Below are 16068 nucleotides of genomic sequence, written 5' to 3' on the forward strand. Positions count from 1 at the left end.
TGCTGGACTTATTCGTAGCCAAAGCTACGCACCCGCGCTGCATCGTCGGCCCAACCCGAGCGCACTTTGACCCACAGCTCTAAAAACACCTTGGCATCGTAGATTTTTTCGAGCTCGGTGCGCGCTTCCATGCCCATGCGCTTCAAGCGCTCGCCCTTGTCACCAATGACCATGGCTTTGTGGCCTTCGCGCTCGACCACGATGGTGGCGGCAATACGCACCATGCGTTTGACGCCTTTGGTTTTGCCTTTTTCTTCTTCGAATTTGTCGATCACGACGGTCGATGTGTAGGGCAATTCGTCACCGGTGAGGCGGAACAATTTTTCGCGCACCATTTCAGCAGCCATGAACTTTTCGCTGCGGTCGGTCAGCTCGTCAGCGGCGTACATCCACGCTTGCTCGGGCAGGTATTTTTCGGCGATGCCCAAGAGGCGCTGCACGTCTTTGTCGTTCTTTGCCGACATGGGCACGATCTCAGCAAAGGGGTGACGGTCTTGCATGGATTGCAACCACTGCATGATCTCGTCACGGTTTTTCATCGAGTCGAGCTTGTTGGCAATCAAGATCGTGGGGATGCCTTTGGCCAACAAAGACAACACTTTCTCGTCAGCGGGCGTGAAGCTGCCCGCCTCGACCACCAAGAACACCACGTCCACATCGCCCACTGCCCCTTGCACGGCTTTGTTGAGCGACTTATTCAAGGCATTGCCGTGGATGGTTTGAAAACCGGGTGTGTCCACAAACACATATTGCGATGCACCTTGCGTATGCATGCCCGTGATGCGATGCCGCGTGGTTTGCGCTTTGCGTGAGGTGATGCTGATTTTTTGGCCGACCAAGGCATTGAGCAAGGTGGACTTGCCCACGTTAGGCTTGCCCACGATGGCAATCAGGCCGCAGCGCTGGTCCGCAGGTGCTACCACGGCTTGGCTAGCGACGACACGGTTGCCTTTGCTGGCAGCGAGCATGGCGTCGATGTCTTGCAGGGTTTGTGGTTTGTTGTCAGAGGAAGCCATTTATTTGAGTTCTTTAATCACTTGGAGCATGGCTGCTGCGGCGGCTTGCTCTCCGGCGCGGCGCGAGCCGCCAATGCCACGCTCGCAGCGGGCCAGTTCTGGAACTTCACATTCCACATCAAACGTTTGTTTGTGCGCGGCACCCAAAGTGCCCACCACTCGGTAAATGGGCAGCTTGAACTTGCGTGCTTGCAGCCATTCTTGCAATTCGGTTTTGGCGTCTTTGCCAACCGCTTGCATTTCAGGGTTGATTTCAACCTTGGCAAAAATGCGTTGAACCAACGCGTCAGCCGTGGCGTAACCCGCATCGAGGTACACCGCACCCAACACGGCCTCTAAGGCATCGGCCAAGATGGAGGGGCGCTTTTGGCCACCAGAGTTCATTTCGCCCTCGCCCAAGCGCAAGATGCCCGACAAGCCCAACTCGACAGCCAAGTGGTGCAAGGTATCTTGCTTGACCAAGTTGGCGCGCACGCGTGAGAGGTCGCCCTCGGGCAAGGTGTTCAACCGTTTGTAGAGCAAGTTGGCAATCGCCAAGTTGAGCACTGAGTCGCCCAAAAACTCCAAGCGTTCGTAGTGGTCAGCGCTGAAGCTGCGGTGCGTCAAGGCCTGCGTGAGCAACGCAGGGTTTTGAAACGTGTATTCCAAGCGGGCTTGGAGTGTCTCAATGATTTGTTGTTGAGACAGGCTCGGACGGACTGTGCGTGCGCGTGATGTCATTGAAATGCGCCGATGCGCGAGAGGCTGCCAAAGTTCATCCAGACAAAGAAGGCTTTGCCCACGATGTTTTTCTCTGGTACGAAGCCCCAGTAGCGCGAGTCGAGTGAGTTATCGCGGTTGTCGCCCATCATGAAGTAGTGACCTTCTGGCACTGTGCAGGTCACACCCTCGACGGTGTAGCGACAGTTGTCTTTGAACACAAAGTCATCAGCACCTGGAATGAATGCAGGGCGATCTTTGTCGTTCAACACGTTATGCGTACGCATGCCAGTCATCTCAGTTGGCTTGCTGCCCAGAGGCAACTTTTCTTCAAACTGGGTGATGTAACGCATGCTGTCTTGATCGAAGAAATCGGTGCGCGGCGTCTTAGCCACGGGTTGCCCATTGATGGTGAGCTGCTTGTTCAAGTAAGCCACTTCATCACCGGGAACGCCTACAACACGCTTGATGTAGTCCAAGCTAGGTTTGGGGGGGTAACGAAACACCATCACGTCGCCGCGCTGCACTGGGTTGCCCTCAGTGAGTTTGATATTGAGAACAGGCAAGCGCACGCCGTAGTGGTATTTGTTCACCAAGATCAAGTCGCCTACCAGCAAGGTGGGGATCATCGAACCCGATGGAATTTTGAACGGCTCAAATAAAAACGAGCGCAGCACAAACACCACGGCGATGACGGGGAACAAGCCCGCTGTCCAATCCAGCCACCAAGGCTGCATGTACAAACGTTCTTTGGCTTCAGCCACATTCACATCGGTTTGGGTGATACCTTGTGCATGCAACTCTGCTGTGCGTTTATCGGCTTGGGCTTGCAGCGCGTCAGCCGCAGCTTTGCGTTGTGGCAAGAAGTAGAACTGCTCGGCCAACCAGTAAATACCAGTCACCACGGTGGCCATGAACATGAGCAAGGCAAAGTTGCCTTCGATCATGCCCACATACCAAAAACCGGCGTAGCCCACAAAGGCGGCCAGCACAAATGCGGTCAACGTTGCCATCATTCCTCCACTTGCAAAATAGCCAAGAAGGCTTCTTGCGGCACTTCCACCGAGCCAATTTGCTTCATGCGTTTCTTACCTGCTTTTTGCTTCTCAAGCAGTTTGCGTTTACGGGTGATGTCACCCCCGTAGCATTTTGCCAGCACGTTCTTGCGCAGAGCCTTGATGGTTTCGCGCGCAATGATGTTGGAGCCGATGGCGGCTTGAATGGCCACGTCATACATCTGACGGCTGATGATCTCGCGCATCTTGGCCACTACCGCGCGGCCACGGTACTGAGACTGTGAGCGGTGCACGATGATGGACAAAGCATCCACCTTCTCGCCGTTGAGCAAGATGTCAACCTTCACCACGTCAGACGCGCGGTACTCTTTGAACTCATAGTCCATCGAGGCATAGCCGCGTGACACCGATTTGAGCTTGTCAAAGAAGTCGAGCACGATCTCGCCCAGCGGCATCTCGTAGGTCAGCATGACCTGACGACCGTGGTAGGCCATATTGATTTGCACACCACGCTTTTGGTTGGCTAGCGTCATCACGGGGCCCACATAGTCTTGCGGCATGTACAAGTGCACGGTCACGATGGGCTCGCGAATTTCGTGCAGCTTGCCTTGGTCAGGCATCTTGGATGGGTTTTCCACCATGATCACTTCATCACCGGGCATGACCACTTGGTACACCACGCTCGGCGCAGTCGTGATCAAGTCTTGGTCAAACTCGCGCTCCAAGCGCTCTTGCACGATTTCCATGTGCAAGAGCCCCAAGAAGCCGCAACGGAAACCAAAGCCCAAGGCTTGCGACACTTCTGGCTCGTATTGCAACGAGGCGTCATTGAGTTTGAGTTTTTCCAGCGCGTCGCGCAGGCCGTCGTATTGATTCGCTTCGGTGGGGTACAACCCAGCAAACACTTGGGGCTGAATTTCTTTAAAGCCAGGCAACGCTTCTTCGGCAGGGCCCAGGTTGTTAGGCAGCTTCTTTTCCAAAGTGATGGTGTCGCCCACTTTGGCCGCTTGCAGTTCTTTGATGCCAGCAATGATGTAGCCCACTTGACCGGCTTCGAGCGACTGACGTGGCTCGTTGGCGGGGGTAAACACACCCAAGTTATCGGCGTTATAGACGGCATTGGTCGCCATCATCTTGAAGCGTTCGCCTTTGGCCAAACGCCCATCGACCACGCGCACCAACATCACCACGCCGACGTAACTGTCGAACCAGCTGTCAATGATCATGGCGCGCAACGGTGCATCTTTGTTGCCTTTGGGGGGCGGCACTTTGGCCACAACGGCTTCTAAGATTTCTTCAATGCCCATGCCTGTTTTGGCGGAGCAAGGAATTGCATCGGTGGCATCAATGCCAATCACGTCTTCCACTTCGGCTTTGGCATTGTCTGGATCTGCGTTGGGCAAATCCATTTTGTTGAGCACAGGCACCACTTCCACACCGAGGTCGAGTGCGGTGTAGCAGTTCGCAACCGTTTGCGCTTCCACACCTTGCGACGCATCGACCACCAACAACGCACCTTCACATGCTGAGAGCGAACGCGACACCTCGTAGGAGAAGTCCACATGCCCCGGTGTGTCGATCAAATTCAGGTTGTAGACCTGTCCATCTTTCGCTTTGTATTGCAGCGCAGCGGTCTGCGCCTTGATAGTTATCCCACGCTCTTTCTCGATGTCCATCGAGTCGAGAACTTGCGCTTCCATGTCGCGCTCTTCTAGTCCGCCGCAACGTTGAATCAAGCGATCTGCGAGCGTTGATTTGCCGTGATCGATGTGGGCAATGATTGAAAAGTTTCTGATGTTGTTCATCAACGGGAGCACTTAAGTGATTGAATTCAAAGGGGCAGCGCCAAGAAAAAAGGGCGCGTCATCTGCTGACGCGCCCAGAACCAACAAGCAATGGCAACTGCATAAGTTGGGAGTTCATTGTAGGCAAAAACCCCGAATTGCACAGTGATCTAAACGCAACCACGGCCTCGTTGCGGGTTCGCAACATGAATCTATCCACAACTTATTAACAATTTGACAAAGGGGTTATGGGACAACTTGTGGGCGATCTGTGGAGCACCTGTGGAGTTGAGCAACCAATCCCGTATCGTGGAGTTTTTGGCTTGCGATATATCGCAAAAACGCATTCAACCCCCCGATTCTATACAAAAAGGGCTTGAACACATTTCTTAAGTTAGCAAGCGCCAACTTGAGAAATATTTTTCAAGCCCCAGATTCCCGACTTCCACAAAGGGGTTTAACGCGCAGGTCGAATCACCGTGTATTGCGCCCACTCACCGCGACGCACCAACAAACTCACAGGCTTGCTGCGATCCAATTTCGCCGTCAGCGTCTCTAGCACTTGCACATTGGGTGTTTCGATATTAGCCAACGCCAAAATCACATCGCCTTCTTGGATGCCAGCACGAGATGCAGGCTCAGCGACTGCATCCACGCGCACACCACCGCGCAATTTGAGTTCTTTTTTCTGCGCATCGGTTAACTCACTGACGGTCAAGCCCAGCACCTTGGCGACTGCGTCAGAGGATGACTTGTCGGGAGCAGATGCTTTTTTGACTGGCTTCTCCGATTCGAACTCACCCACCGTGATGTGCATCTCTTTGACACTGCCACGACGCCACACTTGAATAGCGCTACGTGTACCTGGTTTGGTATTGCCCACCATCCGTGGCAAGTCGCTCGACTTCTCAATGGTCTTACCTTCAAACTTCAAGATGATGTCACCCGGCTCTAAGCCTGCCTTCTCTGCAGGCGAGCCCTGCTCAACACCACGCACCAAGGCCCCTTGCGCCTTGGACAAACCTAAAGACTCAGCCACTTCTTTGCTGACTTGGTCAATTTGCACCCCCAAGCGCCCGCGTTGCACCTTGCCTGTGGCACGCAGTTGCTCGCTCACGCGCACCGCTTCGTCAATCGGGATGGCAAATGAGATGCCCATGAAACCACCTGAGCGCGAATAAATTTGACTGTTGATGCCTACCACCTCGCCACGCATGTTGATGAGTGGGCCACCAGAGTTGCCAGGGTTGATCGCCACATCGGTTTGAATGAACGGCAAGTAGTCACCCGTATCACGCTGCTTGGCACTCACGATGCCTGCCGTCACAGAGTTATCAAGACCAAACGGCGACCCAATCGCCATGACCCACTCGCCCACTTTGAGTCGGCTCACATCGCCAACCTTCACTGCGGGCAAGCCTGTGGCATCGATCTTCACCACAGCCACATCGGTTCGCTTGTCTGAACCCACGATACGGGCTTTGAATTCACGCTTGTCTGGCAAGGTGACCACCACTTGGTCCGCACCATCCACCACGTGTGCATTGGTCATCACAAAACCGTCTGCAGACAAGATGAAGCCGGACCCCACACCTTTGGGCTGAGCCTCTTCTGGCTGACCACGGTTAGGGCGTTGCTGTCGAGGCATATTGGGCGTCGGCAGCGGCACACCAAAGAATCGACGAAAGAACTCTTGCATCTCGGCATCGGGTTCGTTGCCTTGCACCTCGCGCGCAGCTGCTTTCTCTAGCGTGCGAATGTTCACCACAGAAGGCCCCACTTGTTCGACCAACTCTGTGAAATCGGGCAAACCCTTCACCACTTGCGCAGCAGCAGGTTGCACGACAACCAGCTGCAAGCCAACGCTCCACAAAGAGGCGCACAACAAACCGATAGAGATCGAACGTTTCATTGCCAACGGACGTGTCATTTTTCTTTCCTTCATCGCATAGCACCGCGTTGATACACAGCGCGACGTAAATTTTGCCAATGGTTGTCAGAGTCATGCATACCCAACCACAACCACTGTGGCTTGGCGTGCAGTGTGTCAGATGCGGGCAGCCATCGCAAAAGCAAGGCTTTTTGTACATCCCACATCACATGAACTTCACCCAAGGCGTCTTCATGGTTAGCACCTTGGTCATGCAAGCACCACACCTGCCCATCCCAAGTGAGCACGCCTAGCGCCTTCAGCGCGCGCCAACCTTGCCACACACCAGCTGCAGTTGCACTTGCGGCGATACACCAAACCCATGACAAGCCAAGGTTCAACGCCCAAGCCCACAACACCGCTGACGTCAGCACAGTCAACCCAGCGTAAAGCCAACACTGAAAAGCACAACGCCCCACCGGATAAGACACCGATGGGGCGTTGTGCATGAGGCTAAGACCTTAAACGCGTTTGAATACCAAGGCACCGTTGGTGCCGCCGAAGCCAAAGTTGTTCTTCAAAGCCACGTCGATCTTCATATCGCGCGCAGTATTGGCGCAGTAATCCAAGTCGCACTCGGGGTCTTGGTTGAAGATGTTGATGGTGGGTGGGCTCTTTTGGTGGTAAACGGCCAGCGCCGTGAACACGCTTTCGATACCGCCAGCACCACCCAACAAGTGGCCCGTCATCGACTTGGTGGAATTCACCACGGTCTTCTTGGCGTGATCGCCCAAGGCAGCCTTGATGGCGTTGGTTTCGTTCACATCACCCAATGGGGTGGAAGTGCCGTGGGCATTCAAGTAATCCACTTGATCAGGGCTCACGCCAGCGTTGCGCAGGGCGCTCAACATGGCGCGACGTGGGCCGTCCATGTTGGGGGCTGTCATGTGGCCCGCGTCAGCGCTCAAGCCATAGCCACCCAATTCGGCGTAAATTTTGGCGCCGCGTTTTTTGGCGTGTTCGTACTCTTCGAGCACCAACACACCTGCGCCCTCGCCCAGCACAAAACCGTCGCGGTCTTTGTCCCAAGGGCGTGAAGCAGTAGCGGGGTCGTCATTGCGGGTCGACAAAGCGCGCATGGAGGCAAAGCCACCCACGCCCAATGGCGACATGCAGGATTCAGCGCCGCCTGCAATCATCACGTCGGCATCGCCGTACTCAATGTGACGACCGGCTTCGCCGATGCTGTGCAAGCCTGTGGTACAGGCTGTGACCACGGCCAAGTTAGGGCCCTTAAAGCCGTAACGCATGGACACGTGACCAGAAATCATGTTGATGATGGACGCTGGCACAAAGAATGGGGAAATGCGACGCGCACCCTTATTCAGGTATTCGCTGTGCATGTCTTCGATGAGCGGCAAGCCGCCAATGCCAGAGCCAATCACGACGCCAATGCGCGTCGCTTCTTCTTCGCTCAAGGCCTCGCCAGTGGCGAGACCTGAGTCTTGGACCGCTTGCACCGCCGCAGCAATGCCGTAATGAATGAACTTGTCCATGGCACGCGCCTCTTTCGGGGCGATGTATTGGTCAAGGTCTAAATCTTTGACTTCACCGGCAAAGTGACAATTGATGCCAGACGCGTCGAAACGCGTGATGTTGGCAATGCCAGATTTACCAGCCAAAAGATTGGCCCAAGCGGTATCAACCGTGTTACCCACGGGGCTGATACAGCCAAGGCCGGTCACGACAACGCGACGACGGCTCATGCGAAATTTCCTAGCTTAATTAGGCTTTTTTGTGGGCCAACGCGTAGTCGATCGCGTTTTGCACGGTGTTGATTTTTTCAGCGTCTTCGTCTGGGATCTCGATGCCAAACTCGTCTTCCAACGCCATCACCAATTCCACTGTGTCCAGGGAGTCAGCGCCCAAATCAGCCACGAAGGCTTTTTCATTGGTCACTTGGGACTCTTCAACGCCGAGTTGTTCAGCAATGATTTTTTTGACACGTGTTTCGATATCGCTCATGGATTCCCTCTAAGGGTTGTTAAATAAGGTTGTTATTTTAACCGGACAACCTAACCGTATTGATTTTGTTCGCAGGCTACTATTTCAATGGCTTTACGCCATGAACATACCGCCATTGACGTGCAATTCTTGTCCCGTCACATAGCTGGCTTTTTCGCCTGCCAAGTAAGCCACGGCATGCGCCACATCAGAGGGCTTACCCAAGTGGCCCAATGGAATTTGACCCAGCAAAGCTTTTTGTTGCTCTTCTGGCAATGCGGCGGTCATGTCGGTTTCGATGAAGCCTGGGGCCACGCAGTTGACGGTGATGCCACGGCTGCCCAGCTCACGCGCCAAAGCGCGGGTCATGCCGGCCACGCCAGCTTTGGCCGCTGCGTAGTTGGCTTGACCAGGGTTACCCGATGCGCCCACCACGCTGGTGATGCTGATGATGCGGCCATAGCGTTGCTTCATCATGGGACGAATCACAGCGCGCGACACGCGGAACACGGCTTTGAGGTTGGTGTCGAGCACAGCGTCCCAGTCGTCATCTTTCATGCGCATGGCCAAGGTGTCGCGGGTGATGCCAGCGTTGTTGACCAACACATGCAATGCGCCGTGGTCTTTGACGATTTGATCAATCAAGGCTTCCACAGCCGCGCCGTCATTCACATTCAAGTTCGCACCACGGCAACCTGCGTGGGCAGACAAGGCTTGAGAAATTTTGGCTGCGCCATCATCCGATGTAGCCGTACCAATGACGAGGTAGCCTTCGTTGGCGAGTTGCTGGGCAATCGAAGCACCGATGCCGCGCGAAGCGCCGGTCACCAAGGCCACGTGTTGTTTGTTTTCAGACATCTTGTTTCCTATCAGGCCAGAGCCGCTTTGACTTCGGCCAAAGAAGCGGGATCGAATAAAGGCAAACCATTGAGCTCAGCGTCAATGCGCTTGGCCATGCCAGCCAACACCTTGCCTGGGCCGCACTCGACCAAAGTGGTCACACCACGGGCTTTGATCGCGCCCACACATTCGACCCAACGCACAGGGCCAAAGGCTTGGCGATACAGCGCATCGCGAATGCGGTCAGCATCAGTTTCCACCGTCACGTCAATGTTGTTGACCACGGGAATCTGCGCAGCGGCAAATGTGGTGGCTGCCAGTTTTTCTTTCAGGCGTTCCGCCGCAGGCTTCATCAAGCTGGAGTGGAAAGGCGCAGACACGGGCAAAGGCAAGGCGCGTTTCGCACCATTGGCTTTGAGCACTTCACAGGCTTTTTCAACCGCCGCTTTGCTGCCTGCAATCACGGTTTGGCCGGGGTCGTTGAAGTTCACAGCCTCCACCACTTCAGCAGAACCTGCGCCAAACGTGGCTTGCGCCTCGGCGCAACCGGCAATCACTTTGTCAGCAGGCAAGCCAAGAATAGCGGCCATGGCACCTGTGCCCACGGGCACCGCTTCTTGCATGGCTTGGGCGCGGAAACGCACCAGCGGCGCTGCTTGAGCCAGCGTCAATACGCCAGAAGCGACCAAAGCTGAGTACTCACCCAAAGAGTGCCCCGCCACCACTGCAGGCTTGGCACCGCCTTCGGACAACCACACGCGGTAAGCGGCCACAGCAGCCACCAACATGACGGGCTGAGTGTTGGTCGTCAAAGCCAGAGCTTCTTTAGGGCCTTCGTGAATGAGCTTGCCAATGTCTTCGCCCATGGCGTCAGACGCCTCGGCCAAAGTTTGGGCAACCACAGGGTTATCGCCCCAAGCGTCAAGCATGCCGACGGATTGCGAGCCTTGACCTGGAAATACAAATGCAAATGAAGTCATAACGTGTTTAGAAGTTTGTCACTGCAAGCCTTGCGCAGGCTTACAGCTTGACGAGAACAGCACCCCAAGTGAAGCCACCACCCACGCCTTCGAGCATGAGGTTTTGACCTTTCTTCACTTGGCCGGAGCGCACTGCTTTGTCCAATGCCAAAGGAATGGACGCTGCAGACGTGTTGCCGTGGTCGTGCACCGTCAACACCACCTTGTCCATGGAGAGCTTGAGCTTTTTAGCCGTGCTTTGGATGATGCGGATATTGGCTTGGTGCGGAATCAACCAATCAATGTCGCTGTCTTGCAAGCCAGCTTTATCGAGCACATTGCGGGCAGCACCTTCGAGCAAGCCTACGGCCAGCTTGAACACGGCTTGACCGTCCATTTGCAACATGGGCGTACCCAAAATTTCACCGTTTTTCACATGGCCGGGCACGCACAAGATGCCCACATGTTTGCCATCGGCATGGATGTCAGTGGCCAACACGCCGGGCGTTTCAGAAGCCTCAAGCACCACAGCACCCGCACCATCACCAAACAACACACAAGTCGTGCGGTCTTGGAAATTGAGCAAACGCGAGAAAAGTTCTGAACCCACCACCAACGCACGTTTGACGTTGCCCGCACGAATCATGGCGTCAGCCACGGTCAGTGCATAAATAAAGCCGCTGCACACTGCTTGCACGTCAAACGCGGGAGCGCCAGCAATACCGGCCGCGTCTTCGTCCAACTGCGCCAGCTTGTGCTGCAAGATAGCGGCAGTAGAGGGAAACACCATATCGGGCGTGGACGTGGCCACGATGATGAGGTCAATGTCTTGGGGGCGACGACCAGCTGCGTCTAAAGCTTGCTTGCAAGCTTCAAAGGCCAAGTCGCTGCTGCTCACGTCAGCGCCAGCAAAGTGGCGGGCACGGATGCCTGTGCGCTCAACAATCCATTCGTCAGAGCTTTCCACACCCAGTGTGGCCAGTTCCGCAACCAAGTCTGCGTTGGTCAACCGGCGAGGAGGAAGAAAACTACCAGTGCCAGTGATTCGGGAGAAAAGGGTCATTAATCAGGAGGCTCAGGCCGAGGCGTCTGATTGTCCTAGGGCTAACAAAGGAGCCGCATGGGCAATGCGAGAACGCACACGTTCGAGCAAGTTATGGTGGGCTGCATCATACGCGCGGTTCAAAGCAGTACCAAAGGCCACATCATCGGCTGATCCATGGCTCTTAAAAACAATGCCATTGAGACCCAGCAGCGCAGCACCGTTGTAGCGACGGTGATCCACCTTATCCTTAAAGTCAGAAAGAACAGGATAAGCAAAGATGGCTGCAATTTTCGTAAAGATATTGTGTGTAAACGAATTTTTAAGCGTTTCACTGATCTTATGCGCCAGGCCCTCGCTGGCTTTCAAGGCCACATTGCCGACAAAGCCATCGCACACAATCAAATTGACCGTGCCTTGGTAAATGTCTGTACCTTCCACATTCCCAAAGAAGTTCAAATCACCGGAGTTCGCAGCAGTTCGCAGCAGTTCACCTGTTTTTTTGATGACTTCGTTGCCTTTGATATCTTCTTCGCCAATGTTCAACAGGCCAACCGTGGGGCTTTCGATGTTGTCGAGCACTGACACCAAGGCTGAGCCCATGACCGCAAATTGCAACAAATGCTGCGGCGTGCAATCCACATTGGCACCCAAATCGAGCATGGTTGTGCCGCCGCCTTTGAAGTCGGGCATGCGGCCCGCAATAGCTGGACGATCGATACCGTCAATAGTTTTTAGAAGATAGCGTGCGATCGCCATTAATGCACCCGTGTTGCCAGCAGATACCACCGCTTGAGCAGCACCTGTCTTGACTTGTTCAATCGCCACACGCATGGACGAGTCTTTTTTGCGGCGCAAGGCGACTTCGATGGGGTCATCCATAGCCACCACTTCGGAAGCTGCGACTACTTGAGCACGGGGATGCGAGAAAGACGATAGCGCATCGGGCAGGCCAACCAACAAAAGCTTGGCGTCTGGGTGCGTGTCTAAGAAACGGCGACAGGCCACCAGCGTGACACGCGGGCCATGGTCGCCACCCATGCAATCAACAGCCAGAGTGGTCATGCAGGTTTCTTCTCGTCAAAAAAACAAAAGCCCGAGGCGCCAAAGACAGCCACGGGCCAATGAGGTATGAAGTAATTAGGCTTCAGACTTGGTCTTCAACACTTTGCGACCACGGTAAAAACCGTTGGGGCTGATGTGATGACGCAAGTGAACTTCACCAGTTGTTGGCTCAACGGCTGTACCGGGAGCTGTCAACGCTGCGTGAGAGTTGTGCATGCCGCGCTTGGAAGGAGATTTTTTGTTTTGCTGAACAGCCATGATTGGCTCCTGAAACTAAATATGGGTTAACCGTTGGGCCACAAACCAACTCAGGGTCAGCGTGACACGAAGCCTAAGATTATAGCCCAACTCACCCGCTCTTAGTGCTTACGTGTTTTGAGCGATGCCAGCACGGCAAATGGGTTGGGTTTGGCTTCAGCCAAGATGGCCTCTTCCTCTTTTGAAGTTGGCGCCTGCTCACTCAGACAAGTCGGATGCATGGGCACCAACGGCAAAGCCATCAACAACTCATCTTCGATCAAGGCCAACACATCGAAGTGATCTTCTAACACCAACAAATCCTCTTCGGACTCATCATCTTCGGCCACCGCCGTGGCCTCATCGGCCACGAAACGGAAATCTTGCTCGATCAGCAACTCGACCGGCACGGGGTGCAAGCAACGCTGACAGGTCAGCGGCACGTTGGCTTTGGCTTCCAGATGGAGCCAAATCGCATCTTTACCACTGGCATCTGGTTGCACGGCCCCTTCAACGGACCAAATAACTTGGCCTGTCACATCGCCCACACAGTCTTCAGCCAAGCGCTCAAACTCAACCACGGGAGTTTCGCCCTCAAGACGCATTTGCGCTTTGGCAAAGGCTTTGACATCAAGGCTTCGGAGGTTCTTTGGTTTTTGCATGTGCGGCAGTGTAAGAGAATCCACCCATGTCCCAAGCCTCCCACGTCATCTCACGCCCCCTCATTTTGGGCTCCACCTCGAAATACCGCCGCGAACTGCTACAACGCCTGCGTGTGCCATTTGACGTGGTCAGCCCCGAAGTGGACGAAACCCCCCACCCCCACGAAGCCCCAAGCGACTTGGCCATGCGCCTCGCTTTGGCCAAAGCGCAAGCTGTGGCGGCACAGCACCCCAACGCCGTGGTGATTGGCTCCGACCAAGTCGCCGATTTGAACGGCGAGCCACTGGGCAAACCCGGCACCCACGAACGCGCCGTACTGCAACTGCAAAAAATGCGCGGCCAAACCGTGGTGTTTCAAACCGCCGTGTCCGTGGTGTGCCAAGCCAGCGGCTTTGCGCAAACTGAACTCGCGCAAATCAAAGTGCGCTTTCGCGACTTGAGCGATGCCGAAATCGAAGCCTACCTTCGCGCCGAAGAACCGTACGACTGCGCTGGCAGCGCCAAAAGCGAAGGACTAGGCATTGCCCTGCTCGACGCCATCGACAACGACGACCCCACCGCCCTCATTGGCCTGCCCATGATTCGCACCGCCCGCTTGCTACGCGCCGCTGGCGTTGACTTGCTGGGAGCTTTGCAAAAATGACCGCGAACAAAGGCACCCTCTACCTCGTCCCCACCCCACTGGACTTTGGCTGCGACACCCAAGCGCCCATCACCGATGTGCTGCCGCAAGAGACTTTGCGCGTGGCTGCGGGCGTGACCCACTGGATCACGGAAAACGCCAAAAGCACCCGCGCGTTTTTAAAGCGCGTCGACGCCCAAGTTCCGCTTGCCAAAACGATTCAAGAAAACACCATCACCGAGCTGCCACGCGAGGTTCACAAAAAAGGCGATCACACCAGTGGCTTTGACGCCAAACCCCTGCTCAAGGCTGCATTGGCGGGTCACGATGTGGGCTTGGTCAGCGAAGCGGGCATGCCTGCCGTGGCTGACCCCGGTTCGTCGGTGGTTCGTGCTGCGCACGAACTAGGGATTCGTGTCGTGCCTTTGATCGGGCCTGTGTCGTTGCTACTGGCCTTGGCGGCCAGCGGTTTGAACGGTCAAAACTTTGCGTTTGTGGGCTACTTGCCGCAAGACGCTGCAGCCCGCACGCAGCGCTTGCGCGAGTTAGAAAACCTCGCAGCCAAACACGGGCAAACCCAACTGTTCATTGAAACACCCTACCGAAACCAAGCCCTGTGGGACGCGCTGGTGAATGGCCTGCAAGGCAACACCCGGTTGGCACGCGCCAGCGGCTTGACCCTGGCCAGCATGCAAGTGCACTGCAAAACTGTGCAAGCCTGGCGCAGTGCAAGCAAGGTGCAAATCTCAGGAGAGCCAACCGTGTTTTTGATTGGCAAATAACGCGCACAGGCACCATGAAAAAGGCTCCTTTCGGAGCCTTTTTCTGTTGCAGCCATGCGTGAAAGTCGCTAGCCATCTCTGAAATATCAAAGCAAATCAGCGAACTTGAGGCATCGTTTGTAACGCACGCACCGCCCCCTCGCCCATTGCCGCGCCAAAGCGCTTGGCCAAACGCTCGGCCACGTTTTCGTGACGGGTGTAGTCAATCACGTCTTCGGCTTTCACAATTTCGCGGGCCACATAGTCAAGGTTACCCAAGCCGTCAGCCAAACCAAGTTCCACCGCTTGCTCACCGCTCCAGAACAAACCGCTGAACAACTCTGGCGTTTCTTTCAAACGCTTGCCGCGTCCATCGCGCACCACCTGAATGAACTGCTTGTGAATTTGGTCTAACAACGTTTGCGCGTGAGCACGCTGGGGTTTGGTTTGCGGGCTGAACGGGTCCAAGAAACCTTTGTTTACGCCAGCGGTCATCAAGCGGCGTTCCACGCCGAGCTTGTCCATCAAACCGGTGAAGCCAAAACCGTCCATCAGCACACCAATGCTGCCCACGATGCTGGCCTTGTCCACATAAATTTCGTCGGCGGCTACAGCGATGTAATACGCCGCTGAGGCGCATGATTCTTCCACCACAGCGTACACAGGCTTTTTGTGCTTTTCTTTCAAGCGACGGATTTCGTCGTTGATGATGCCCGCTTGCACAGGGCTACCGCCAGGTGAATTGATTTGCAACACCACGGCTTGCGAGCCTTCGTCTTCAAACGCGGCTCGCAAAGCGGTCACGACCCACTCGGCACTGGCATCGGCGCCATCGGCGATTTCGCCTTTGATGGCCACCACTGCGGTATGTGGCTGGCTAGGGTTAGAGCCACCCATGCCGCCTTTGTGAGCACCTGTCCACAGCAACACGATGATCAAAGCCAACCATGCAAAGCGGAAAAAGATGCGCCAGCGGCGGTTGGCGCGTTGCTCGGCCAACGTGGCAAACGCCAAGCGCTCGAGGGTGTCGCGCTCCCAAGCCGTTTTGTGGCTGGGTTTTTCATGGTTTTCGTGATGTTCTGACATGACAGTGATTTTGGAGATTAATCTAGAAATTCGAAAGGTTTCAAGTTGTACGCAGTATGCCAGTGGACAACGCCATCGGCCTCGCTCAATTCAATTTTGACCAAGCCCCCTCGGCAAGGCCCACCTGCACACTCACCCGTGTCAGGCGCGTACTCGGCACCGTGGGTGGCGCACAGCAGCCAGCGTCCTGAGGCATCAAAAAACTGGTCTGGCTGAAAGTCCATTTCCATCGCCACATGGGTGCAGCGGTTGAGGTAGGCGTGGGGCTGACCTTCAAAGCGAATGGCAAACGCACGGCAGGTTTGTCCGGCATACACCACGTCAAACGGCACAGCGCGGCCACCTTCAGCCAAATCGGCGCTGTTGCAAAGAGGAATGATGGGCGAAGCGAGGTCAGTCATGGC

General features: G+C 55.3%; 18 protein-coding genes. 2 read left to right on the forward strand and 16 right to left on the reverse strand.

Annotated features, from left to right (window positions below):
• Positions 1-8: 8 nt before the first annotated feature.
• The 14 genes from era to QMG27_RS09925 all read right to left on the reverse strand — a co-directional run bounded on the left by era (position 9) and on the right by QMG27_RS09925 (position 13194).
• Positions 9-1016, reverse strand: a complete 1008-nt coding sequence (era, locus tag QMG27_RS09860) for a GTPase Era (RefSeq protein WP_281810883.1) — start codon at positions 1014-1016, stop codon at positions 9-11.
• Complete coding sequence (rnc, locus tag QMG27_RS09865; protein WP_281810884.1) at positions 1017-1736, reverse strand: ribonuclease III; 720 nt, start codon at positions 1734-1736, stop codon at positions 1017-1019. It lies immediately after the preceding gene.
• Positions 1733-2728: a signal peptidase I gene (gene lepB, locus QMG27_RS09870; protein ID WP_281810885.1), complete on the reverse strand. Its 996-nt coding sequence runs from the start codon at positions 2726-2728 to the stop codon at positions 1733-1735. The genes rnc and lepB overlap by 4 nt, the downstream gene beginning before the upstream one ends.
• On the reverse strand, positions 2728-4536 hold the full coding sequence (gene lepA, locus QMG27_RS09875; RefSeq protein WP_281810886.1) for a translation elongation factor 4: 1809 nt from the start codon (positions 4534-4536) through the stop codon (positions 2728-2730). The genes lepB and lepA overlap by 1 nt, the downstream gene beginning before the upstream one ends.
• Before the next feature lie 436 nt (positions 4537-4972).
• Positions 4973-6445 carry a DegQ family serine endoprotease gene (locus QMG27_RS09880; protein WP_281810887.1) on the reverse strand — a complete coding sequence of 491 codons (1473 nt, stop codon included), beginning with the start codon at positions 6443-6445 and terminating at the stop codon, positions 4973-4975.
• A gap of 11 nt (positions 6446-6456) precedes the next feature.
• Complete coding sequence (locus QMG27_RS09885; protein WP_281810888.1) at positions 6457-6894, reverse strand: hypothetical protein; 438 nt, start codon at positions 6892-6894, stop codon at positions 6457-6459.
• Between the two features lie 12 nt (positions 6895-6906).
• A complete protein-coding gene (gene fabF, locus QMG27_RS09890; RefSeq protein ID WP_281810889.1) occupies positions 6907-8151 on the reverse strand; it encodes a beta-ketoacyl-ACP synthase II in 1245 nt (414 codons plus the stop codon).
• A gap of 19 nt (positions 8152-8170) precedes the next feature.
• Entirely contained in the window at positions 8171-8410 is a 240-nt protein-coding gene (gene acpP / locus QMG27_RS09895; protein ID WP_281810890.1) for an acyl carrier protein, read from the reverse strand.
• 93 nt (positions 8411-8503) lie between these two features.
• Complete coding sequence (gene fabG / locus QMG27_RS09900) at positions 8504-9247, reverse strand: 3-oxoacyl-ACP reductase FabG (RefSeq protein ID WP_281810891.1); 744 nt, start codon at positions 9245-9247, stop codon at positions 8504-8506.
• 11 nt (positions 9248-9258) lie between these two features.
• Positions 9259-10209, reverse strand: a complete 951-nt coding sequence (gene fabD, locus QMG27_RS09905) for an ACP S-malonyltransferase (RefSeq protein ID WP_281810893.1) — start codon at positions 10207-10209, stop codon at positions 9259-9261.
• 40 nt (positions 10210-10249) lie between these two features.
• Positions 10250-11251: a beta-ketoacyl-ACP synthase III gene (locus QMG27_RS09910; RefSeq protein WP_281810895.1), complete on the reverse strand. Its 1002-nt coding sequence runs from the start codon at positions 11249-11251 to the stop codon at positions 10250-10252.
• Between the two features lie 12 nt (positions 11252-11263).
• Entirely contained in the window at positions 11264-12295 is a 1032-nt protein-coding gene (plsX, locus tag QMG27_RS09915) for a phosphate acyltransferase PlsX (RefSeq protein ID WP_281810897.1), read from the reverse strand.
• A gap of 75 nt (positions 12296-12370) precedes the next feature.
• Positions 12371-12553 carry a 50S ribosomal protein L32 gene (gene rpmF / locus QMG27_RS09920; protein WP_281810899.1) on the reverse strand — a complete coding sequence of 61 codons (183 nt, stop codon included), beginning with the start codon at positions 12551-12553 and terminating at the stop codon, positions 12371-12373.
• Between the two features lie 101 nt (positions 12554-12654).
• Positions 12655-13194: a YceD family protein gene (locus QMG27_RS09925; RefSeq protein ID WP_281810900.1), complete on the reverse strand. Its 540-nt coding sequence runs from the start codon at positions 13192-13194 to the stop codon at positions 12655-12657.
• Between the two features lie 26 nt (positions 13195-13220).
• Between QMG27_RS09925 and QMG27_RS09930 the strand changes: the two genes are divergently transcribed.
• A complete protein-coding gene (locus tag QMG27_RS09930; RefSeq protein WP_281810902.1) occupies positions 13221-13838 on the forward strand; it encodes a Maf family nucleotide pyrophosphatase in 618 nt (205 codons plus the stop codon).
• On the forward strand, positions 13835-14599 hold the full coding sequence (locus tag QMG27_RS09935; protein WP_281810904.1) for an SAM-dependent methyltransferase: 765 nt from the start codon (positions 13835-13837) through the stop codon (positions 14597-14599). Before QMG27_RS09930 ends, QMG27_RS09935 begins: the two co-directional genes overlap by 4 nt.
• Before the next feature lie 96 nt (positions 14600-14695).
• On the opposite strand, the gene QMG27_RS09940 is transcribed toward QMG27_RS09935, so the two are convergent.
• Complete coding sequence (locus QMG27_RS09940; protein WP_281810906.1) at positions 14696-15664, reverse strand: S49 family peptidase; 969 nt, start codon at positions 15662-15664, stop codon at positions 14696-14698.
• Between the two features lie 17 nt (positions 15665-15681).
• The gene (locus tag QMG27_RS09945; protein WP_281810908.1) at positions 15682-16065 is read right to left on the reverse strand and encodes a Rieske 2Fe-2S domain-containing protein; all 384 of its coding nucleotides are present in this window, start codon (positions 16063-16065) and stop codon (positions 15682-15684) included.
• Positions 16066-16068: the final 3 nt, after the last annotated feature.

Source organism: Limnohabitans sp. MORI2 (assembly GCF_027925025.1).
GTDB lineage: Bacteria > Pseudomonadota > Gammaproteobacteria > Burkholderiales > Burkholderiaceae_C > Limnohabitans.